This is a genomic window from Patescibacteria group bacterium, from assembly GCA_041665365.1.
In the GTDB taxonomy this organism is placed as follows: domain Bacteria; phylum Patescibacteriota; class Patescibacteriia; order UBA9570; family UBA9570; genus UBA9570.
This window is the reverse complement of the sequence record JBAYIY010000008.1, coordinates 1-20,705: the sequence shown is the minus strand read 5'-3', so window position 1 is coordinate 20,705 and position 20,705 is coordinate 1. Positions and strand designations below refer to the sequence as shown.

20 protein-coding genes, 1 tRNA gene and 1 rRNA gene are annotated in these 20,705 nt (G+C 41.6%); 14 read left to right on the top strand and 8 right to left on the bottom strand.

The window, feature by feature from the left end:
- Positions 1-405: 405 nt before the first annotated feature.
- From WCV88_04375 to WCV88_04360, 4 genes are all read right to left on the bottom strand, one after another.
- A tRNA-Ile gene (locus tag WCV88_04375) sits at positions 406-479 on the bottom strand.
- An 18-nt stretch (positions 480-497) separates the two neighbouring features.
- Entirely contained in the window at positions 498-1,391 is an 894-nt protein-coding gene (locus WCV88_04370) for a hypothetical protein (protein MFA6475405.1), read from the bottom strand.
- Complete coding sequence (ftsH, locus tag WCV88_04365; protein ID MFA6475404.1) at positions 1,388-3,232, bottom strand: ATP-dependent zinc metalloprotease FtsH; 1,845 nt, start codon at positions 3,230-3,232, stop codon at positions 1,388-1,390. Before ftsH ends, WCV88_04370 begins: the two co-directional genes overlap by 4 nt.
- 5 nt (positions 3,233-3,237) lie before the next feature.
- Positions 3,238-4,407, bottom strand: a complete 1,170-nt coding sequence (locus WCV88_04360) for a S1 RNA-binding domain-containing protein (protein ID MFA6475403.1) — start codon at positions 4,405-4,407, stop codon at positions 3,238-3,240.
- Positions 4,408-4,530: 123 nt separating this feature from the next.
- On the opposite strand from WCV88_04360, the gene WCV88_04355 reads away from it, so the two are divergent.
- From WCV88_04355 to gyrA, 4 genes are read left to right on the top strand one after another with little or no spacing between them, the layout of a single operon-like run.
- Complete coding sequence (locus WCV88_04355) at positions 4,531-5,094, top strand: hypothetical protein (protein MFA6475402.1); 564 nt, start codon at positions 4,531-4,533, stop codon at positions 5,092-5,094.
- A gap of 16 nt (positions 5,095-5,110) precedes the next feature.
- Positions 5,111-5,722, top strand: coding sequence for an MBL fold metallo-hydrolase (locus tag WCV88_04350; GenBank protein MFA6475401.1), 612 nt, complete (start codon positions 5,111-5,113; stop codon positions 5,720-5,722).
- A gap of 5 nt (positions 5,723-5,727) precedes the next feature.
- The gene (locus tag WCV88_04345) at positions 5,728-6,150 is read left to right on the top strand and encodes a hypothetical protein (protein MFA6475400.1); all 423 of its coding nucleotides are present in this window, start codon (positions 5,728-5,730) and stop codon (positions 6,148-6,150) included.
- A gap of 2 nt (positions 6,151-6,152) precedes the next feature.
- A complete protein-coding gene (gyrA, locus tag WCV88_04340; protein MFA6475399.1) occupies positions 6,153-8,588 on the top strand; it encodes a DNA gyrase subunit A in 2,436 nt (811 codons plus the stop codon).
- A 47-nt stretch (positions 8,589-8,635) separates the two neighbouring features.
- Here the strand turns inward: gyrA and tpiA are convergent, their stop codons facing one another.
- From tpiA to WCV88_04325, 3 genes are read right to left on the bottom strand one after another with little or no spacing between them, the layout of a single operon-like run.
- On the bottom strand, positions 8,636-9,286 hold the full coding sequence (tpiA, locus tag WCV88_04335) for a triose-phosphate isomerase (GenBank protein ID MFA6475398.1): 651 nt from the start codon (positions 9,284-9,286) through the stop codon (positions 8,636-8,638).
- A 22-nt stretch (positions 9,287-9,308) separates the two neighbouring features.
- Positions 9,309-9,599, bottom strand: coding sequence for an STAS-like domain-containing protein (locus tag WCV88_04330; GenBank protein ID MFA6475397.1), 291 nt, complete (start codon positions 9,597-9,599; stop codon positions 9,309-9,311).
- On the bottom strand, positions 9,596-10,555 hold the full coding sequence (locus WCV88_04325) for a hypothetical protein (GenBank protein ID MFA6475396.1): 960 nt from the start codon (positions 10,553-10,555) through the stop codon (positions 9,596-9,598). Before WCV88_04325 ends, WCV88_04330 begins: the two co-directional genes overlap by 4 nt.
- A gap of 119 nt (positions 10,556-10,674) precedes the next feature.
- On the opposite strand from WCV88_04325, the gene rpmF reads away from it, so the two are divergent.
- From rpmF to WCV88_04305, 4 genes are read left to right on the top strand one after another with little or no spacing between them, the layout of a single operon-like run.
- A complete protein-coding gene (gene rpmF / locus WCV88_04320) occupies positions 10,675-10,848 on the top strand; it encodes a 50S ribosomal protein L32 (GenBank protein ID MFA6475395.1) in 174 nt (57 codons plus the stop codon).
- A gap of 6 nt (positions 10,849-10,854) precedes the next feature.
- Positions 10,855-11,283 (top strand): transcription antitermination factor NusB, encoded by a 429-nt coding sequence (gene nusB, locus WCV88_04315; GenBank protein MFA6475394.1) that lies wholly within the window; start codon positions 10,855-10,857, stop codon positions 11,281-11,283.
- Positions 11,276-11,995 carry a ribonuclease III gene (gene rnc, locus WCV88_04310; protein ID MFA6475393.1) on the top strand — a complete coding sequence of 240 codons (720 nt, stop codon included), beginning with the start codon at positions 11,276-11,278 and terminating at the stop codon, positions 11,993-11,995. The genes nusB and rnc overlap by 8 nt, the downstream gene beginning before the upstream one ends.
- A gap of 4 nt (positions 11,996-11,999) precedes the next feature.
- Positions 12,000-14,645 (top strand): AAA family ATPase, encoded by a 2,646-nt coding sequence (locus WCV88_04305; protein ID MFA6475392.1) that lies wholly within the window; start codon positions 12,000-12,002, stop codon positions 14,643-14,645.
- Here WCV88_04305 and WCV88_04300 read toward each other — a convergent pair.
- Complete coding sequence (locus tag WCV88_04300) at positions 14,608-15,330, bottom strand: hypothetical protein (GenBank protein MFA6475391.1); 723 nt, start codon at positions 15,328-15,330, stop codon at positions 14,608-14,610. The two genes, WCV88_04305 and WCV88_04300, sit on opposite strands and share 38 nt — an antisense overlap.
- A gap of 89 nt (positions 15,331-15,419) precedes the next feature.
- Between WCV88_04300 and rpsP the strand changes: the two genes are divergently transcribed.
- From rpsP to WCV88_04270, 6 genes are all read left to right on the top strand, one after another.
- On the top strand, positions 15,420-15,755 hold the full coding sequence (gene rpsP, locus WCV88_04295; protein ID MFA6475390.1) for a 30S ribosomal protein S16: 336 nt from the start codon (positions 15,420-15,422) through the stop codon (positions 15,753-15,755).
- A gap of 58 nt (positions 15,756-15,813) precedes the next feature.
- Positions 15,814-16,197, top strand: coding sequence for a KH domain-containing protein (locus WCV88_04290; protein MFA6475389.1), 384 nt, complete (start codon positions 15,814-15,816; stop codon positions 16,195-16,197).
- 81 nt (positions 16,198-16,278) lie between these two features.
- Complete coding sequence (locus WCV88_04285; GenBank protein ID MFA6475388.1) at positions 16,279-17,622, top strand: tetratricopeptide repeat protein; 1,344 nt, start codon at positions 16,279-16,281, stop codon at positions 17,620-17,622.
- Between the two features lie 165 nt (positions 17,623-17,787).
- Complete coding sequence (locus tag WCV88_04280) at positions 17,788-18,243, top strand: hypothetical protein (protein ID MFA6475387.1); 456 nt, start codon at positions 17,788-17,790, stop codon at positions 18,241-18,243.
- Positions 18,244-18,310: 67 nt separating this feature from the next.
- On the top strand, positions 18,311-18,976 hold the full coding sequence (gene trmD / locus WCV88_04275) for a tRNA (guanosine(37)-N1)-methyltransferase TrmD (protein MFA6475386.1): 666 nt from the start codon (positions 18,311-18,313) through the stop codon (positions 18,974-18,976).
- Between the two features lie 384 nt (positions 18,977-19,360).
- Positions 19,361-20,705: ribosomal RNA gene (locus WCV88_04270) — 16S ribosomal RNA — on the top strand; the annotation flags it as partial.

Here is a 20,705-nt window from a genome sequence, read left to right as displayed (position 1 = left end):
TCCACTTTGGAGGGTTAATGTCAAAGTTTGAAACCACTGACGGGGTGCTGTATTGCACCCCGGACGGTTGGAGGTTTGAGGTCGTCATCGACAGCGACGACGACGAGAGCGTGACCGTCACCCCGCCGCACAGCGGGGTGACCTCCCTGGAGATGCAGCAGAATCTCCAGAAGTTCATTGATTGGCGACGGAATGAGAAGAAGCAGGGGTCAAATTGATCTCAGCTCCTCCCCATTTTGCGCCGCGAATCTCCTTTACTTAACAGATACTATGTCTGGTAAAGGAGAGCGGCGCAGAATGATTATAAAAACATCTTCACGCGAGTGAGGATGTTTTTTTACCGACAGACTATGGTGGGCTTGCCCACCGAAGTCCACCGTCGCCGAAGGCTGTGGTGGACGAAGGTGGGCGTGGATGGACTTGAACCATCGACCCCAGACTTATAAGGTCTGTGCTCTTACCGACTGAGCTACACGCCCAAAATTATAATTATGGCTTTATTGTCTAGCGCCACTAATCCAGCCAACCAAGGTGCTCTTTGGTTGACGAGTTTGTAGTGCTCCAAACAAATATGTCCAGGCTGACCACTGCCAAGTAGATATAATAGCCGCCGAAAACAAGCTTAAACCAAGATAAACATATTGTCCATAAAACACCAGTGACAATAAACCTGCCATGGTTATTGTCACTAACATAGGTAAACACATAATAACTAATCCTAATAACAGTAACAGATTTACCACAAACACTACCACGAAAGACACAATCGACATTTCTAATATAACTAACCAGTGCGCTGCAAAAATTCTACTGGCTCGAATAAAGGCTTGGCCAATATGAACATTATCTAACACTACCACCATGGCAGTCAGGCGTACTAAAAACGATGCTATGATCACAACTGGTATAACGCCAACCACAGACACCAAGACCACTACTTCCATGCCATGTTGTGAAACAACACTAGCCATGACGACAGTTAAGATAGATAGAAACATTATTGAAGAAACAAATAATACTGCCAATTGCACCACATGTTTTTGCCCAGCCAGGAAGGCTTCAGTGAAAGATTCTGTTTTCCATTTAGCGCTGTGAATTAATGCTCCGGCCGAAACACTCATCATGTAAATCAAAATCAATCCGGCCACACCAATACCAATTACTAACAACCAAAGATTTATACTACCAAGTGCTAAAGCCTGACTGGTGCTAACTATTACATTCAACCAACCTGTGAAGCCGGCTGATTCGTTATCCATGAAGCGCAAATAGCGATCAATTTCGCCGGAGGCACCGAAAATAAAAGTAGCGAAAAAACCAAACACCCACAGACCTGGGCGTTGAATAGTATGACGCCAGGCTGAGCGAAGAATATCTTGATATAATTTCATGCCTTCATTATAGCCTCAAACGCATCTCTTTCCAATGTCTCTTTGTCTATGAGCACAACCACCACTTGTTCGATCTTGTCTTTATGGGCTCGAATCAAGGTTTGCGCGTCTTTGTGCGCTTGGGTAATAAACTTATTAACGGCGTTATCAATTTGACGAGCAGTTTCTTCGGAATAATCGGGACGTTCATTAAAATCACGACCTAAGAACACCATGTCTTCCTTTCGACCAAAGGTGCGTGGGCCTAAATCTGGGCTCATACCATAACGAGTGGCTAATTGTCGTGCTAAAGATGTGGCTTTTTCCAGATCAGAACTGGCTCCGGTAGTAATTTCACCAAAGAACTCTTCTTCAGCTACTCGCCCACCTAACATCACTGCTAAATCTGCGATAAATTCTGCTTTGTTATGCAGATGTTTATCACGCTCCGGTAATTTTAAAGTATAACCACCGGCTCGACCACGAGAAATGATCGACACTTTATGCACCGGATCAGCTGCTTCAGAAAAATGTGCCACAATCGCATGGCCAGCTTCATGATAAGCCGTGATTTTCTTCTCATGCTCATCCATCACTGATGATTTGCGTTCAGGCCCAAGCATGACTTTTTCAATCGCTTCAATACAGTTAGCCATCGACACGGTTTTTTTATCAAGACGTGCCGCCAGTATAGCTGCTTCATTTAAGACATTAGCTAAATCAGCTCCAGAAAAACCTGGGGTACGCTGCGCAATCACTTCTAACTTCACATCTTCCGCCATCGGCTTATTTTTCGCATGCACATCTAAAATGGCATTACGATCTTTAATATCCGGCAAATCCAGTGTGACATGACGATCAAACCGACCCGGGCGCAGTAAAGCTGGATCTAACACATCAGGACGATTGGTAGCGGCAATGACAATCACTTTAGTGTCATTATCAAAACCATCCATCTCGACTAAGATCTGGTTTAAAGTCTGTTCGCGCTCATCATGTGAACCACCTAAACCAGTGCCACGTTGTCGACCAACTGCATCAATTTCATCAACAAATACAATTGAGGGCGCCGTTTGCTTGGCACGTTTAAACAAATCACGCACGCGTGAAGCACCCACCCCAACGAACATTTCCACAAATTCAGAACCAGAAATGTGATAAAACGGCACGTTAGCTTCGCCGGCGACAGCGCGCGCCAACAAGGTTTTACCTGTGCCTGGAGCACCCACCAACAACACGCCTTTTGGTACCTTAGCACCCAACTTACTATATTTCTGCGGATGTTTTAAGAAATCAACCACTTCGGTTAATTCTTCTTTGGCCTCAGATCCACCAGCTACATCTTTGAATCTAACTTGATGTTTTTTTTCATTTTTTTGATCGGGTTCCGTCACTCGCCCAAACATCATGGCGCGATTATTTACCCCCTGCACTTGGCGAAACATAAACCAGAGTAATAATCCAACAATTAACAAACTAATCAAACCCGGTGCCAAGATTGACACCCAGTACATCAAACTACTGTCAGTGCTGATTTTAATCTCAACATTTTTTAATTGTTCGGCCGTAACACCGGATTGTTGTAATAATTCTGTTAATGGTTGCGTGGCTTCCTTATCGGTTGTGACAGTCGTATCATCTTGCAGCGTGGCTACTAAAGTTTGGTCACCTTTCACTTCAATTTTCTTTACGGCACCAACTTTTACTTGTTCTACTAAAGTACTAAGTGAGATACTTTCAGTTTTATCATTGGGCTGATTGATTAAACTGAAGATACTACCAATCACAACTACGACCAATACAACAATGATGAACTGACGAAACAGTTGGGGCCCACGTGCTGGGTGTGGCAAAGCTGGCATATATATTATTCTTTAACTATTTGATCTGGTTTGTCTATCTTATCTGACTTGTCTTCGTCAACTGGTTTTTTTTCGTGCAAAGATTTATACGATAAACCGAGACGATGTTTACCTGGCTCAACCGAGATGATTTTGAAATCGTACACGTCATTAATATTCACTACCTCAGCTGGAGAGTTTAATTTGCGGTAGGATAATTCTGAGATGTGGGCCAAACCATGAATGTCTGAATCTAATTCGATAAAGGCACCAAACGGATTTAATTTCAGTACCTTACCTTTCACGACATCGCCAATCTTATAGCGTTGTACTACATCCAGCCATGGATCTTTAATTAAATTACGAATACTGAGTGAAATCTTACCATTATCGATCGCAATAATTTGAGCCGAAACAGTATCGCCCACCTTAACGTACTCTTTCGGATTATCAATGCGCTGCCAGGCAATTTCAGAAATATGTACCAGACCTTCTAAATTATCACCAAATTCTACAAAGGCGCCGAAATCGACCACACCAGTAATTTTACCAGTGACACTATCACCCACTTTATATTGGGAGATTTTTTCTTGCTGTTGCTCAGCTTTAGCCATCTTTTCTGACACAATCAACTTTTCATCATTTTCATCAACATCAATCACTTTCACACGAAAATGATCATTAACGTATGTCTGTAAGCGTTCCAGAATTTTGGCTTTATTACCACCTTCTACACGGGGATAATGTTCAACCGATAATTGAGACACTGGTAAGAACCCAGCTACTCGACCAACCCGCACTAACAAGCCACCTTTATTGGCATCAACAATAACGGCATCGACCACTTCATTAGTGCCCAACAACGCCTGTAATTTTTCCCAAGCTTTTTTGTGACCGGCATGACGAAATGATAATTCCACATCACCATTCTCATTTTCCATTTCCAAAACCGTCGCGGTCACTTGTGTGCCGACTTGTAAATTTGAAAAATCTCCAGATTCATCGAATAATTCAGGGCCGCGTACAACACCGACCACCAAACCATTGATGTCTATACAAACTTCATTTTTAGCGGTACTGAGCACGATACCATCGACCGTGTCACCTTCATTGGGCAATACAACGGCGATTTTACCGTCTAATAACTGCGCCATTAAACTATTGTCTGGTTGTTTGTCTGCTTGAGTTGAGGCCATATCTTATTGAATTAATTGTTTATCCGGGCCTGACCACGGCCGCGGGATGTATAAAATAAAGATTTAAGAGAGAACCGATTATACAAGATGCTGGAATATCTGGCAAGTGGTATACTATCAGGCATGGGAACAGCACTTGGACCAAACAAAATCACCGGCGCCACCTTCAAAAAGATGCTGATGGATGCTCATGGTCACCACACCATGATGCCCTTAGAATTGAAGAAAGCGATGACAGATTTGCATGCGCAGAAATATCTTTATGACAAAGCCACAGTGCAAAAAGATCAAGCTGTAAAAATTGTAAAAGCCCTTAAAGAGAAGGGATTAACACATCGCATCACCACAACTGCTACCGATTATGTACACAGTAAATTTCGCCAAGAAGAACAAGTACATGAAAATATTAAAAAGCAAAATCTGGCTGAACATGCTAAAGAAATCGCCACTGAAAAAGCCAAAGAAGTCACCCAATCTAGTAAACCAACTCATACTCCTGCTGCAACACGACCGATTGTACCGTTACAAGCTACCCCGGCCAGTATTCAACCACACTCACCTAATGCACCAAAATTAACGTCGTTTGATAAATTTTTACATCATACGTCTCCAAATACCACCTCTCCAACATCAATAAAAACGATAAAACCAAGTAGCGAAGAGGCTATTGATTTGGCTATTGATTAATGTTAGACTAGGCCGTATGCATATTCAATGGAACGGTCTGAGCAGCTTTCGCATCCAGACAAACAATTCTGTCCTGGTCACAAATCCGTTTGCTGATAGTGTTGGTGTAGCGATGCCAAAATTGAAAGCTGATATTGTTCTAATATCTGATACTAAGAATGATTTATGTAATAATACCAAACGTTTATCGGGTGATAGTATCACTATTATTGGTCCAGGTGAGTATGAAATTAAACAGACTTTTATTTATGGTATTGCGGCCAATAACACCTCAACTGTGTATGTCATTGAAGATGAAGGCATTCATGTTGGTTTTCTGGGTGCACTAGATAGTGGTCTAACCAATGATCAATTAGAAACCCTAGAAGGAGTGGATATTTTATTACTGCCAGTGAGCACGCTACCTAAAGACCAATTATCAGTGATTGTCAGCCAAGTTGAACCACGCGTTGTTATTCCCTATCTTTACCAACAACCCCACGTAAAAGTTAAGCTCGAGCCACTACAAACATTTTTGAAAGAATTGGGTGTTAAAACCACCACCGCTATTGAAAAATACAGTATTAAAGAAAAAGATCTCCCACAAGATGACACTACTACTGTGATCTTAACCCCCACTACCGCCTAAACTGTATGCCGGCAAAAAAACGCTTAGTAAAAAAAACCAAACCTAAAATCGCGGCTAAACCAAAAATAAAACCAAAGCCAACTAAAGCTAAGGTTGTACCGCCACCGGAAATAACCGCTCCGCTCATTACAGTTAAAGCAGAACCTAGTCGCCTAAAACTGTGGGTCTCAGTCAGCCTGGCTATGGCCATTATAGTGTGTATCTGGGCCTATTCACTGTCGACTTCATTGTTTTCTTCCAATGCGGTGCAAGATAGTATCGCCGCTACGCGGATAGATGATTTCATGAATTCAATCAGTGGTGATTTTTCCAACTTACAGGATAACACCGGTAAAATATCAAATCAGCTTGATGAAGTTAAAACACAAATAGATACCAATCAACCAAACAACACAACGCTGGATAATTTATTTTCTGATCTGCAATAACCATGACCGACTATAAAGACAAAGTCATACAACAACCGATTGATAAAGAGATGGAAACATCTTATTTAAATTACGCCATGAGCGTAATTGTGGCACGGGCTTTACCCGATGTCCGGGATGGTTTAAAACCGGTACATCGCCGGATTTTGTATGCCATGTTAACCATTGGTTTACGCTCGAGTGCTAAATTTCGTAAATCTGCCACTGTAGTTGGTGAAGTGCTCGGTAAATATCATCCGCATGGTGATACGGCTGTCTATGATACTATGGTTCGTTTAGCCCAAGAATTTTCCATGCGCTATCCCTTGGTGCACGGCCAAGGTAACTTTGGTTCGATTGATGGTGACTCAGCCGCGGCCATGCGTTATACCGAAGCCAAACTACATAAAATTGCCGAAGAATTATTGCAGGATATTGAAAAAGATACTATAGATTTTAGACCCAACTACGATGGTTCACACGATGAACCGACCGTTTTACCGGCTAAATTACCGAATCTTTTACTCAACGGTACGGTTGGTATCGCGGTTGGTATGGCCACCAGTATTCCGCCTCATAATCTCACTGAATTGTGTGCCGGTATTATGCATTTAATCGATCATCCTGAGGCCGATGTTGACGATTTAATGGAGTTTATTAAAGGCCCGGATTTGCCGACGGGTGGCGTGATCTATGATGTTCAGGCCATTAAAACGGCTTATGCCACTGGCCGCGGCGGTGTGGTGATGCGCGGCAAAGCTAATATTGAAGATGACACCATTATTATCACTGAGCTCCCCTATCAAGTAAATAAAGCCACCTTAGTAGAAAAAATTGCTTTCTTGGTTAAAGAAAAAAAATTGGAGGGCATTCGTGATTTGCGTGATGAATCTGATCGCACTGGTATTCGAGTGGTGATTGAATTGAAACGTGATGCTTATCCGAAAAAAGTCTTGAATCGCATCTATAAATTGACTCAGCTGCAAGAAACTTTCCACTTTAACATGGTGGCTTTGATTGATGGTTTACAACCACGTGTCCTGACTTTGAAAATGTTGTTGGAGGAATATATTAAACATCGTGAAGTGGTGGTGAAACGCCGCACCCAATATGATTTAACTAAAGCGGAAGATCGCGCGCATATTTTGGAAGGTTTGGTGATGGCTTTAGAAAAAATTGATGCCATTATTAAGACCATTAAGAAATCTAAAAATAAAGACGAAGCCAAAACCAACTTGATTAAGCAATTTCGTTTCACCGAAATACAGACCTTAGCGATTTTGGAAATGAAGCTACAACAATTGGCAAACTTAGAAAGAATCCAAGTTGAAGAAGAACTAGCTGAAAAGAAAAAACTGATCAAAGAACTTAAAACTATTCTATCAACTAGAAAAAATATTTTAACTGTGATCAAGGCTGAAATTACTGAATTAGTTGAAAAATATGGTGATGATCGCCGCACTGATATTGTCCGCCAAGCCGTTGGTTCGTTTAGTCAGGAAGATCTGATTCCAAAAGAAGCGGCCATTATCATGATTACGCGCGATGGTTATATTAAACGTTTAGCGGAAGATACCTTTAAACAACAACACCGTGGTGGTAAAGGTATTATCGGTTTGACCGCTAAAGAGGAGGATAGTGTTGAACAATTATTTTCCACCAATACTCATGCCAATATATTATTCTTTACCTCCCGTGGCCGCGTCTTCCAATTGAGAGCCTATGAAATTCCTGCCGCCTCGCGCACGTCTAAAGGCCAAGCGGTGGTTAATTTCTTACAATTAGGGCCTGAAGAAAAAGTTACCTCAGCCTTAAGTTGTGATGATCTAAAAGCTTCGGGTACAAAATTTTTGGTTATGGTCACTACCGCTGGTACCATGAAAAAAACCAAATTAGATGCTTTCGATAATGTCCGCCGCAGTGGTTTAATTGCTATAACTCTAAAGGGTAAAGATGCTCTAGAATGGGTTAAACCTTCAACTGGAAATGATCAAATTATTTTAGTGACAAATAACGGCCAATCGATTCGCTTCAAGGAAAGTGATGTGCGGGAAATGGGTCGCACTGCGGCCGGTGTGCGTGGTATGAAACTTAAATCAAATGATGCTGTAGTGGGAATGGATATTGTCACCCAATCGGCTCTAAAGAATGCTGAACTGTGTGTCGTGATGCGCCATGGTTATGGTAAACGCACCGACTTGAAATCATATAAAGTACAAAACCGTGGCGGTTCCGGTATTAAAACTGCCAAAATCACCGATAAAACTGGTAAGATTGTGTTAGGTTTTGTTGTTACAGAAGCCCAAGCCACGAGTGATTTATTAATTATCTCCCAACAAGGTCAGGTAATTCGTTTACCATTGAAGAGTGTTCCAATCATTAGTCGTGATACCCAAGGTGTGCGTCTAATGCGCTTCAAAGTCCAGAACGATCAAGTCGCCAGCGTGGCACATTTATAAAAACAGGTAGAGACATGCCATGGCATGTCTCTACCTGTTTTGTATTATTAATAATTGATTATCTTCCCAAACTCGCCTGCATCCAAACTGGCTCCACCCACCAATAAACCATTAACATCTGGTTGAGACATTAGCGCCCCGGCATTGCTAGAATTGACCGAGCCACCATAAATAATTCTGGTATTAGCACCGACGATTTTACGAATCTCGCTATGTATTTGTTGGGCATGTTCTGGAGTAGCAGTTTTACCGGTGCCAATCGCCCAGAGTGGTTCATAAGCTATCACCAGATCTTTATAATCAGACAACACTGGTACTTGTTTCAGTTCGCTGATACAAACTACCGGAATTAGGTTGTATTGCCAGGCGGCTTGGATTTTTTTCAAGACAGTTTCATCAGTTTCATTATTATATTGTCTTCGTTCTGAATGACCGATAATTACATATGAACACCCAAATTCTTTTAGCATACTCGGTGATATTTCGCCGGTATAGGCACCCTTATCTTCCCAATGCATAGTTTGTGCCCCATATTTCAAGCCTTGGTCTTTGAAACTGGCTAATAAAGTAAAGGGTGGACAAATTACTACAGCTCGATCATTTGGTATTGCCTGTTTTTTGAAAATATTAATGAATGCAACTGTCTCAACCAGGGTTTTATTCATCTTCCAATTGGCGATTAACAATGGTTTAATCATAATTATTAGTTAGTATAGCAGTTTAATTGCTTTCCTGCATATAATCTACAACCATAGAAATGATGCTTTTTACAGTATTATTACAGGCTTTGAATTGAATTTTATCTAATACATCATTGCCATATTTTCTCAATAGATCGCTAATGAGGGCATGGATGAACGATTGTGTCGCTCCCTCAACCTTTTCAAAATCTAATATTATCTTTTGATTTTTTTCTAAGGCCGGAATAAGTTCATTTAATCTGATATCGGCCGCAATATCTTTATTTTCAGCAAACTCCCCAACCCGGGTGAATAATTTTATATGAATCATATAAAGAGTGGTTTTTTATAACGAGCGTGTTTTCTTTCCTTAATGGATTCACTTAGAGTTTTATTTAGTAACTTCAAAAGTAAAGAAAATTCTTGGGTTGTATCTAATGACAGGTCAATGCCTACCACCGTTCCTCCCCAATTGGGCAGATCAGATTTCTTTGAGTGTCTGTCTGTAAACGGATCGGCCTGCAATTTAATTTTTTTACTTTTTCTTTTTAAGAGCTTATACATTGCTTTACCGCTATATATAACAAAAAAGTCATTGTTTACGGAGGCAATTGATTTAATAAAAAATAAACCAGCTCCAGCATTTTGCTCTGTGCCACCCTCACGCCTAGTTGTGCCGGTAATACCAGGAGTTAGAGCTAAACGAATTGCTTCCAAATCTGTTTTAGGATGATATGATTGATTAATTGATTGCCAGATACCGATACCAGTATCAGCAATACCAATCCGGACAGTATTACTTTTCTTGTAGTATTGAGCCGATACAATAGCGCCATATTTTGAGAGCGAATGTTCCAGAACATTTCTGATCAATTCACTCATGATATAGCGAATGGGTTCAGCGTGTTTTGGTTCGAGATGAAGTAATGGTGTAACTTCGGTAATGAAAGTTGTTAAAGCGGCTCCGTCTTTTATTTGCGTCAATGGCACAAAACGCCCCGCTGGCTCATGTTCTATCATGGTAATACCTGACGTCATGTGTAAAAAATCAAACAATCTCATTCTTTCCAGATAATGTTTTGATTTAGCTTCAAGTTTTTCACAGACAATTTTGGCTGGATCAGTTTTTATACCCAACGCGGCAATCATAGATAAAACCATCGGATGTATGGACAGCCACTTTTTATTGAACGTTATATTTAATTGATCCGGATCGGTTGCAATAAACCCTTCCAAAAAAGGATCAATATTTCCTAACCAAACGCTATTTGGAATATGTATCTTCATACATAAGTCATATTACCTGAATTCCCGGTAAAATGTCAACAACCTGAATTCCCGGCATTTATTGCTAGCAAAGACTAAAGCGTTGACATAATAAAATAAGGGCTTTATAGTACAGCCCTATGCCAGTACCAAAACAACGTTTAGCTAGCCGCCGTGGCCGCACCCGTGCTTCACATCATGCCTTAACTAAGGTTACTACGGTGGAGTGCTCTCAGTGTCATCAACCAACCTTATCTCATCGCGCTTGTTCAGCTTGCGGTGCCTATCGCGGCCGCAACGTACGTACCAAGTAGGTTGATATGGCCAACCGTCATTTGGCTAGAATTATTGCTCTACAAGTACTTTACGAATGGGATTTTAACCAGCAAAAACCTGGCCTCGATCCGCTCCTACAACGTGAAGCAATTGCCGCTTCGGTTGATTTAACTGATCGACAATTCAGTGCCCAATTAGTAAAAAACATTCAAGCTAACTTGCCTAAACTAGATGAGCAAATTAGACGCTATGCTCCAGAGTGGCCATTGGAGCAAATTACGGTAATTGATCGTAATGTGTTACGCATCGGCCTGTGTGAATTGTTATTTGATAAGGAAATTCCACCTAAAGTCGCCATTAATGAGGCCATTGAATTAGCCAAGAATTTTGGCGGACCATCGAGTGGTAAATTTATTAATGGTGTTCTGGGAAGTATTTATAAAGACATGATAAAAGACCAACCCCATGCCTAATACTCTACTTGAAGAAAAATTCAACAAAGATTTATCTACTCTGGAAACCAAAATTGGTTTTACTTTTGCCAATAAAGATATTTTGCGTCAAGCGTTAGTCCATCGCTCGTTTTTGAATGAGAATCGAGATTTCCCATTAGGGCATAATGAGCGCTTAGAATTTTTGGGTGATGCCGTTCTGGAATTGGTAGTCACTGAATACCTGTATCACCATTACGATAACCCAGAAGGTGAACTCACTAATTGGCGCGCCAGTTTGGTGAATTCAAACATGCTCTCAATCTTAACCAATGAACTCCAGATTGAGAATTTATTATATTTATCACGGGGTGAACAAAAAGATACTCAGGGTAAAGCCCGTCAAAAAATTCTCGCTAATGCTTTTGAATCAATTGTGGGAGCGATTTACTTAGAACACGGTTATAACGGTGCTAAAATATTCATTCTGGATCGTCTCATTATAAAACTCGATCATATTTTGCAAAACAAATTGTATTTGGATCCAAAGACGTATTTTCAAGAACAAGCCCAAGATAAAGTGGGTGTTACTCCTACTTATAAAGTGCTAGCCGAAACTGGCCCGGATCATAATAAACATTTTACAGTGGCTGTATTTTTGAACGATGAACAAATCGCCACGGGTGATGGTATGTCTAAACAAACTGCTCAAGTTAGTGCCGCTCATAATGCCATTAAATTAAAGGGCTGGTAAATAAATGTATTTAGAAAAACTCGTCATTTCTGGTTTTAAATCATTTGCGGATAACACTACATTCACGTTTGATGCACCTTTTGTAGCTATAGTTGGGCCAAACGGTTCGGGTAAAACCAATGTGTCTGATGCCATGCGTTGGGTGATGGGCGAACAAGCGCTTAAGCTCATGCGTATGAAAACGATGAGTGATGCTATTTTTGCTGGTTCAGCTACCAAAGCCCGCTTAGGTTTAGCTCAAGTTGATTTATACATTAACAATAAAGATCATCGCCTACCATTAGACTACGACCAAGTGGTGATCTCACGCCGTTTATCACGTGATAATGAAACCGAATATCTCATTAACAAACAACCAGTTCGCTTACAGGATATTTTATTATTACTAGCGCAAGCTAATTTTGGTCAAAAAAGTTATGGTGTGATTGGCCAAGGCATGATTACAGACATTTTGAATGCCAATCCCTCCGATCGAAAAAACTTTTTCGATGAAGCGACTGGTGTTAAGGAATTCCAAATTAAACGCGATTCGGCTATTAATAAACTGATCCGCACTGAAGATAATCTCACTCGCGCCGAAGATGTGTTGCGGGAAATTGAACCCCGCTTACAATCTTTATCTCGCCAGGTAAAAAAATTAGAAAAGCGCCAAGAAGTGGCCGCGGCGCTAGCTATTGTCCAAACCGAATATTATGGTTCATTACTAACTGATGTGAAAGACAAATTAAACCATCTAAGCGAACAAAAGACTACTTTTACGGCTGACTATGATGTTACTCAAAATCAATTGACTGGAGTGGAAAACAAGATTGATAACATTGGCAAAGAACAATCACGCACCGAGCTGTATCATCAATTACAACGTGATTATCAAACCACTTTAAACAAAAAAAACGATTTATTAAAAGACCAAGCCATTATTCAGGGGCGGTTAGAGTTAGAACAAGAACGCAATGGGGAAATTGATTTACTCTGGCTTAAACGTCAAGCCGATGATGTGAAAAATCGATTAACCAGTGCCCAACAAGATCAGACAATTAGTCAAGAAGCATCCGGTCATCAGGCCGTACAATTACAAAAATTGGATCAAGCCATGCATGACGTGCAAAAGGAATTAAAACAATTAGATCGGGAACTCCAAACTGCCCAGCATGGTTTAGCCAAGCTATCTGAAGTTTTATCCGTTCCGGAAATTAAACAACACTTAGAGCAATTATTTCAACGTCAAGAGCAATTTCTGCGTGAAATCCTTAATACTAATTCATTGGATCAGTTTAAAATTGTTCAAAAACAAGCTCAGGACATAACCAATGCTTTGGCTGATTTGCTCGATACACTGAGCGAAGAAAGAACTGAGGATATTGCTTTACAACACCGTTTAATTCAATCCATTCAGCAACGCATTGCCACCACTTCAAATCTGAAAGAAAAATTGTTGCAAGAGCATACTAGTTTACGTATCACGATTGAAGGTCATAAACAAAAAATTGCCTTGCTTACTACCACAGTGGCTACCTTAACAGCCGAACATAAGACACATCTTTCTAGTATTGCTGAACAAGAAAAGACTTTAGCCAGTGCCGATTCAATTTCGGCTCAACTATCAGAGTATCGTGAACAAAGTCAAACTTTAATTACTCAACTTGAGCACATCGAACAAGCCTTGCATGCTAAACAATTATCTTTGGATGAATTTAATCAAACCGAAGAAACCAAAAAACAAACTCTCTTAGAATTACAAACCCAAGCCAGACAAATTCAGGCCAAATTGAACCAAATCTCTAATCGTTTGCAAAGTGTTGACATTGAAATGACCAAATTGCAAACCAAACAAGACAGTATTTTAGCGGAAGTGGCGCGCGAAGTTACCGCTGAAACTGAACAAAATATTTTAACCTGGCAAACAGCTCAAGCCGACACCAATCAACTCTTAATTAAAATTGAACAATTAAAACACCAACTCGAATTAATTGGTGGGATTGATCCAGAAATTATTCAAGAACATGCTGATATTAAAAATCGGTTTGATTTCTTATCTGTCCAAACCAAAGATCTCCGCGCCACCATCGTATCTTTGGAAAAAATTATTGATGAATTAGATGGCACTATAAAAAAACAATTTGATAAATCATTTAAGGCCATCAACAAAAATTTTGGACATTATTTCACTATGTTATTTGAAGGTGGTACGGCTAAACTAGACATGCTAATGAATGAACCAACTGAATCGACGCCAGATGATGGCCAACCAGTTGTATCGTTGGGGCAACAAAAAAAGACTCAACGAGTTGTGTCTGGGATTGATATTACTGCGCACCCACCCCATAAAAAATTGTCTACCATTCAAGCTCTATCCGGCGGTGAAAAATCACTTACCTCAATTGCTTTACTCTGCGCTATTATTGGAGCCAACACTCCCCCTTTTGTCGTGATGGATGAAGTTGAAGCCGCCCTTGATGAAGCTAACTCAGAAAAATTTGCGGCTATTATTAAACACTTGTCTGACAAAACTCAATTTGTGGTCATCACCCATAATCGTTCCACCATGCAACAGGCGGATGTATTATATGGAGTGACTATGCAACATGATGGTACCAGCAAAATTCTGTCCGTTAAACTAACGGAGGCTCAACAACTGCTGGAGTCTTAGTTGGGGCACAGGTTGTCATTAATACTGTAACAAACAAAATATAAAAGCTGGCACACAGAGCACTAATAAATGATATAAAAACATCAAAGATAAAGTTGGTTGGTAAACTCCAGGTAAGTAAAAAAACAATACTACTTAATAGTATTTGGACAAGCAATAAATATAAGGTAATGCGCCAAAAATTATTCCAGATTAATCTGATACCATGTTTAAAGGCATCTATGATAGTCAGATCAAACCACACATATAGTGTTACCCAAAAAGTTAATAATATTGATAGGATAATGCCAGGTATCACCAAGAGTACGAAACCACTGGCAGTTATAATGGTTTCCAACACCGTTATACCCACTACCGGCAGATAATAAGGCAGAGATTTTTTTAAAACTACCAAAAAGGTTGTCGGTTGATCATTAATAGCTTGTCTCATGGCCACAATCAGCATAATACCGGTGATACTGGTAAGCGTTGTGGCCACATAACTCAGACCGGTTTGGATATAAAAATTTGGCCAAAGTTGATTAAGATCATTGATAGTGTCGCCAATTGGAAACCAGCCCTGCAGCCAGGTAATCAAGCACAACACTGGCAGGGAAAACACTAAGTGACTAAATAAAACGATTTCAAAACGGTTTAAATAGTGTTTCCAAGTGACGACTAATAAAAAACTATAGGCAGAAAACATAGATTTCGTAAATATTTCATAAATATTGACAGTGGGCAGTATATCAGATATGCTAGGCAAACTCTACTAATTAGTAACAATGATCGAAAATGCTCGTAATTCGTTTGGCGCGCCATGGTCGCAAGAACTGGCCAACCTACCGCTTGGTTCTCCAAGAAAAGGAATGGTCCCCCAGTTCCAAAGTTATCGAAAACTTGGGTAATATGGATCCTCATACCAACCCAAGTACCGTTAAGCTCAAGACTGAGCGGATTAATTATTGGTTGAAGCAAGGTGCTCAACCGTCTGATACCGTACATAATCTATTGGTTGTACAAGGTATCTTAACTGGTGAAAAAAAACGTGTGGTTGCACAAAAAAAAGCGGCTCCCGTAGCAGTGCCAGCCGTAACACCAGCCGCCGCTGCTCCGGCAGAAGCTGCATAAATTGACAGGTGATTTAAGCCTGTTTATACTTTAAATAAGTTATTATTAACCATCTGTTATGGAAAAAGATCAAGAGTTTGTTGAATACGTCGTGAAGGCTCTGGTAGACAATCCAGCTAGCGTCACCTCAGAACGCACCGTTGATGAAATGGGCGTGCTCATTACTTTAAAAGTTGACCCAGCTGATCTCGGTCAAGTGATCGGTCGCCAAGGTCAAACCGCTAAATCCATTCGTACCCTATTACGTGTGGTGGGTGCTAAACACCATGCTCGAGTTAACTTAAAAATCTATGAGCCAGAGGGTATGCGCAACCGCCGTAGTGATATGCAATCCAGCCAAAACCCAATGACTGACTCTATGGCATCTCGCCCAGCCCAGGCTCAAACTCCAACTGAACCTCAAGAAGACATTGATTTGTCCGCGGTTGATTTGAGTCTGTAAACACAATCCAAAAAAAGTAGAGACGTGCCGGCGGCACGTCTCTACTTTTTTTATCAGAGGTTTTGGTATAAGCTATCACACATGACTGAACGTCAAGAACCCTATCGTGAAATGATCAATCCTGATCGACTGTTATTTGGTCAATTAGACAACCCAGCCGAACAAATTGGTAATTTGGACGAAGCTATTAAAACTGGTGATACAGATACATTAATTAGATTACTGAGTAATTTCCGATTATTAGAACATCTAGTTATCACTAAAGGTGCTAATGGAGAAAACTTACGTTTACTTGAGTCTGCTGTTGGCCAGGTTCAAACAACCGGTGCTGAAGTTGAGCCTATGGCTTTAGCCGAATTAGGAGCTGTCTATTTTCACCAAAAAAAAGACCAAGCACTATTTACTTTAGCTAAAGATAATTTAAAAGACCCATCATTACCAAACTTAGTGAAAGCTAATTTATATAATGCAGCAGCATCAGCTTCACACCGCAGTGGTAAAGTAGCTAACGCGCGTGAATTGAACCGGCGTGGTTTAACTCTATTAGAAAATGATCCCTTGGCTCGTACTCCAAACTATCAATGGCAAACATTGAAAATTCGGCATGGTTTATTAATGCAACGTGCCGACACAGAACTACATCCAGATATGCCAACCACCTTACTACAATTGGCCGAGCAACGCAGTCAATTAGGTGATACCAGCCACGTGGGTCGAACTTATCTTGATGTTGGTAGACTTTATCATCGGCTGGGTAATCCTGAGGCTGCCTTACACTATTTAGAACAAGCCGCCAGTCTGATGGAAGAAGTTGGCTACGCTAGTGGTGCTGTGCAAGCTTTGGCAGCCATTGGCCGAGTACGTCAAAATTTTGGTGAGACTGATCGAGCGCACCGTGTTTGGGTGCACGGTATTGGTGTGGGTGAACCATTGGGTGAATTAATGCGATCAAATATAGATGACTTGAAACGTGAACTTGAAATGAGTATGAAAATACCCGCCACCTGTTTAATCGAATTAGATGGTAAATTTCTACTAGAAAAACTTAAAGATGGTTATATGACCATTACAGTTGATCAAGAATCTACGAAATCTGCCGAAGGTATTGTTCGAGGAAAAATTTCTTCTATCTTAAACCATTTATATTACCAAATAGATCCCAAAGCCGCTGTAGCGCAGCCGATTAGTTTATCAAAACGAACAGCCGGTGTGCATTTCCGGGAAAAAGATAGCATTGATACTAGTAAACATTATTACTATAAGGTAGAAATATCTGCCCTGCCACAATTATCACACCTTGACAAAACTCCAAAAGATGGGTACGTCATATTAACCTGGGTTGAACTACAACAAGTACAAAGCCAGTGTGATAGCGTTACAAGACGCTTAATTGCACTTGAACAGCATAGACGAAAGCCAGCTTAATCTGTTTTTACATGTGTACATTAGTAGGTCTAACTACGGTTGGACGGCTGCTACTGGTGTGCACATCCGGAACAGATGATGTGTCTGTGAGCAATCACGGACGGCGTACATTATTTGTTTCAAGCCACTCTCTCGGCAAGTGGGTCGATGAGAGCTGGATGTGACATGCAGGAATTCAGTTTCGTTCAATGGTTGCTCCGTGTCTATACTGATCGCTACGAAATTCTCAACCTCAGTGCAACTGGGGTGAAGAGGTTCTACGCGGTGATCATGGGCAAGTATGGACAGCCGATCCTCGTGGCGGATCCCGATCTCGCCTTCGATGTTCCAACGTGCTTCCAGTACGTCAACATCAATGGTGATCCGGTCAATCCGACGGAGAAGATCGCGGGCATCATCTGCAAGGATGGGCCACGGTTCAGTCTCACCAGCGCTCTGGACAAGGGTGTGGTGGTGAAGCCGAACAGCAACGGCAGCATCCAGGTCGGTGATGAGACCTGGTACCCTGCGACGTTCTTCTCCAAGGACAAGAACAGGATCATCGGCTACGACGCGTTCCTCGTGAAGGAGCGTCGTGAGATCGTTCGAATCCTCGAACTCGGTGATCTCGACCTCTTCTAGTCTGTAGGAGGACAACCCAGGTGGTGACGTGACAACATGTCGCCACCTGGGTACAATCACTTTACTTATGCGTTTTGATATCCTCACCATCTTCCCAAATATATTTACGTCTTACTTTCAAGAATCGATTTTGCGTATTGCTCAAGAGAAACATAAAATTGATCTTCATATTCACGATATTCGCGCTTATACTAAAAATAAACACAAAAAAACTGATGATATACCGTATGGTGGTGGCCCGGGTATGGTTATGATGGTGCAACCGATCTATGATTGTTTGTTAGCCATTCCCAGATTAGACCGCTCTCGTGTAATTATGTTTGATCCAGGCGGCACTGAATACACCCAAATTCAAGCCAAACACTACAGTGAAAGTTATGATCAAATTATTTTATTATGTGGCCGCTATGAGGGTTTTGATGAACGAGTTTATAAACTAGTCGATGAGCGTATTTCAATTGGCAAATACGTTTTGAGCGGTGGCGAAATCCCTGCCATGGTGGTAACTGAATCTATTACAAGATTATTACCTGGTGTGTTGGGTCATATCGAATCGACTCACGATGAAACTTTCTCTGGCAGTTTAGATTATATAGAATCCCCTCAATACACCCGACCAGAAACTTTCACTACTAATACCGGCGAAAATTGGGTTGTCCCGCCAATATTACTATCTGGCAATCATGCTGAGATTGAGAAATGGAGAAAGGAGAATCCGAAAACACCTACATAATTTATTTACCTGAATTTAGCCCCCTGCAAGGGGGTTGGGGGTAAGCATAATATCTGTGTATAACCTGTGAAAAGACGGTGGAGGGAGCAAACTTGACATGGTTTTACTACCCTAGTACAATAGCCAAGTTACATAATTTTACAATTTGGCCAATAAAAACGCTGAAAGATGGTGAGAAACCTGTTTCTCCTCAACATTCAGGGTTTTTTTTACTCCCTGTTGACCTTTGACAACTGAATACACAATTGACAATCAAATTGTGGTTGAAAATCATGAACCGATATAAGAAATCAATTCAATAAACCATGTATCAGGATGATACATGGCCCAGAAACAATACATAAATCCGATGATAGTGGACGATTAATAATCGTTCACTGCATCTATACTGAGAGTTTGATCCTGGCTCAGGATGAACGTTGGCGGCGTGTCTTAGGCATGCAAGTCGAGCGCGTGTAGCAATACACGAGCGGCAGATGGGTGAGTAAGACAGTGGTAATCTACCTCGAAGTCTTGAATAACACTGCGAAAGCGGTGCTAATACAAGATGGTCAAGGGGGGTCATATGACATTCCCTTGTAAAGTTTTAATGCTTCGAGAGGAGCCTTTGGTTTATCAGCTAGTTGGTAGGGTAATGGCCTACCAAGGCTATGACGAATAGCGGGCGTGAGAGCGTGACCCGCCTCAGTGGCACTGAAACACTGGCCACACTCCTACGGGAGGCTGCAGTCGAGAATTTTCCGCAATGCACGAAAGTGTGACGGAGCGACGCCGCGTGCAGGATGAAGGCCTTCGGGTTGTAAACTGCTTTTATTAGGGAAAAACCAGCGATGGTACCTAACGAATAAGAGGTTGCTAACTCTGTGCCAGCAGCAGCGGTAATACAGAGACCTCAAACGTTATCCGGATTTATTGGGCGTAAAGCGCTAAACGGCGGTTCAGTAAGTTGGGCATAAAAGCCCGGGGCTCAACCTCGGATCTATGCTCAAAACTCCTGAACTAGAGAGTGGAAGAGGCAAGCGGAATGGCTAGTGTAGCAGTAAAATGCGTTAATATTAGCCAGAACACCAATGGCGAAGGCAGCTTGCTGGGACATTTCTGACGCTTAATAGCGAAAGCGTGGGTAGCGAATGGGATTAGATACCCCAGTAGTCCACGCCGTAAACGATGAATGCTAGGTATGAGAGGCTCGACACCTTTCGTATCGTTCTTCAAGCTAACGCGTTAAGCATTCCGCCTGGGGAGTACGGCCGCAAGGCTAAAACTCAAAGGAATTGACGGGGACCCGCACAAGCGGTGGAGCACGTGGTTTAATTCGACGGTAAGCGTGGAACCTTACCCAGACTTGACATCTAGCGAAAGCACCAGAAATGGAGCTGTGCCTTCGGGAACGCTAAGACAGGTACTGCATGGTTGTCGTCAGCTCGTGCCGTGAGGTGTACGGTTAAGTCCGATAACGAGCGCAACCCTTATCTTATGTTGCAATATTCATAAGAAACTGCCCGGGATAACCGGGAGGAAGGCGGGGATGACGTCAAATCAGCATGGTCCTTACGTCTGGGGCTACACACATGCTACAATGGGTAGGAACAAAGGGATGCCAAGCCGTAAGGCGGAGCAAATCCCATCAAAACTACCCCCAGTTCAGATTGAGGGCTGCAACTCGCCCTCATGAAGCCGGAATCGCTAGTAACCGTGTATCAGCCATGGCACGGTGAATACGTTCTCG

Coding starts and splice junctions, on each gene's coding strand:
- WCV88_04360 (MFA6475403.1), bottom strand. CDS start 4,407: ATGGCCTCAACTCAAGCAGACAAACAACCAGACAATAGTTTAATGGCG.
- WCV88_04325 (MFA6475396.1), bottom strand. CDS start 10,555: ATGAAGATACATATTCCAAATAGCGTTTGGTTAGGAAATATTGATCCT.
- rpsP (MFA6475390.1), top strand. CDS start 15,420: ATGCTCGTAATTCGTTTGGCGCGCCATGGTCGCAAGAACTGGCCAACC.
- gyrA (MFA6475399.1), top strand. CDS start 6,153: ATGACCGACTATAAAGACAAAGTCATACAACAACCGATTGATAAAGAG.
- WCV88_04285 (MFA6475388.1), top strand. CDS start 16,279: ATGACTGAACGTCAAGAACCCTATCGTGAAATGATCAATCCTGATCGA.
- tpiA (MFA6475398.1), bottom strand. CDS start 9,286: ATGATTAAACCATTGTTAATCGCCAATTGGAAGATGAATAAAACCCTG.
- WCV88_04290 (MFA6475389.1), top strand. CDS start 15,814: ATGGAAAAAGATCAAGAGTTTGTTGAATACGTCGTGAAGGCTCTGGTA.
- WCV88_04305 (MFA6475392.1), top strand. CDS start 12,000: ATGTATTTAGAAAAACTCGTCATTTCTGGTTTTAAATCATTTGCGGAT.
- WCV88_04370 (MFA6475405.1), bottom strand. CDS start 1,391: ATGAAATTATATCAAGATATTCTTCGCTCAGCCTGGCGTCATACTATT.
- WCV88_04330 (MFA6475397.1), bottom strand. CDS start 9,599: ATGATTCATATAAAATTATTCACCCGGGTTGGGGAGTTTGCTGAAAAT.
- WCV88_04350 (MFA6475401.1), top strand. CDS start 5,111: ATGCATATTCAATGGAACGGTCTGAGCAGCTTTCGCATCCAGACAAAC.
- WCV88_04280 (MFA6475387.1), top strand. CDS start 17,788: ATGCAGGAATTCAGTTTCGTTCAATGGTTGCTCCGTGTCTATACTGAT.
- nusB (MFA6475394.1), top strand. CDS start 10,855: ATGGCCAACCGTCATTTGGCTAGAATTATTGCTCTACAAGTACTTTAC.
- WCV88_04345 (MFA6475400.1), top strand. CDS start 5,728: ATGCCGGCAAAAAAACGCTTAGTAAAAAAAACCAAACCTAAAATCGCG.
- trmD (MFA6475386.1), top strand. CDS start 18,311: ATGCGTTTTGATATCCTCACCATCTTCCCAAATATATTTACGTCTTAC.
- WCV88_04355 (MFA6475402.1), top strand. CDS start 4,531: ATGGGAACAGCACTTGGACCAAACAAAATCACCGGCGCCACCTTCAAA.
- ftsH (MFA6475404.1), bottom strand. CDS start 3,232: ATGCCAGCTTTGCCACACCCAGCACGTGGGCCCCAACTGTTTCGTCAG.
- rpmF (MFA6475395.1), top strand. CDS start 10,675: ATGCCAGTACCAAAACAACGTTTAGCTAGCCGCCGTGGCCGCACCCGT.
- WCV88_04300 (MFA6475391.1), bottom strand. CDS start 15,330: ATGTTTTCTGCCTATAGTTTTTTATTAGTCGTCACTTGGAAACACTAT.
- rnc (MFA6475393.1), top strand. CDS start 11,276: ATGCCTAATACTCTACTTGAAGAAAAATTCAACAAAGATTTATCTACT.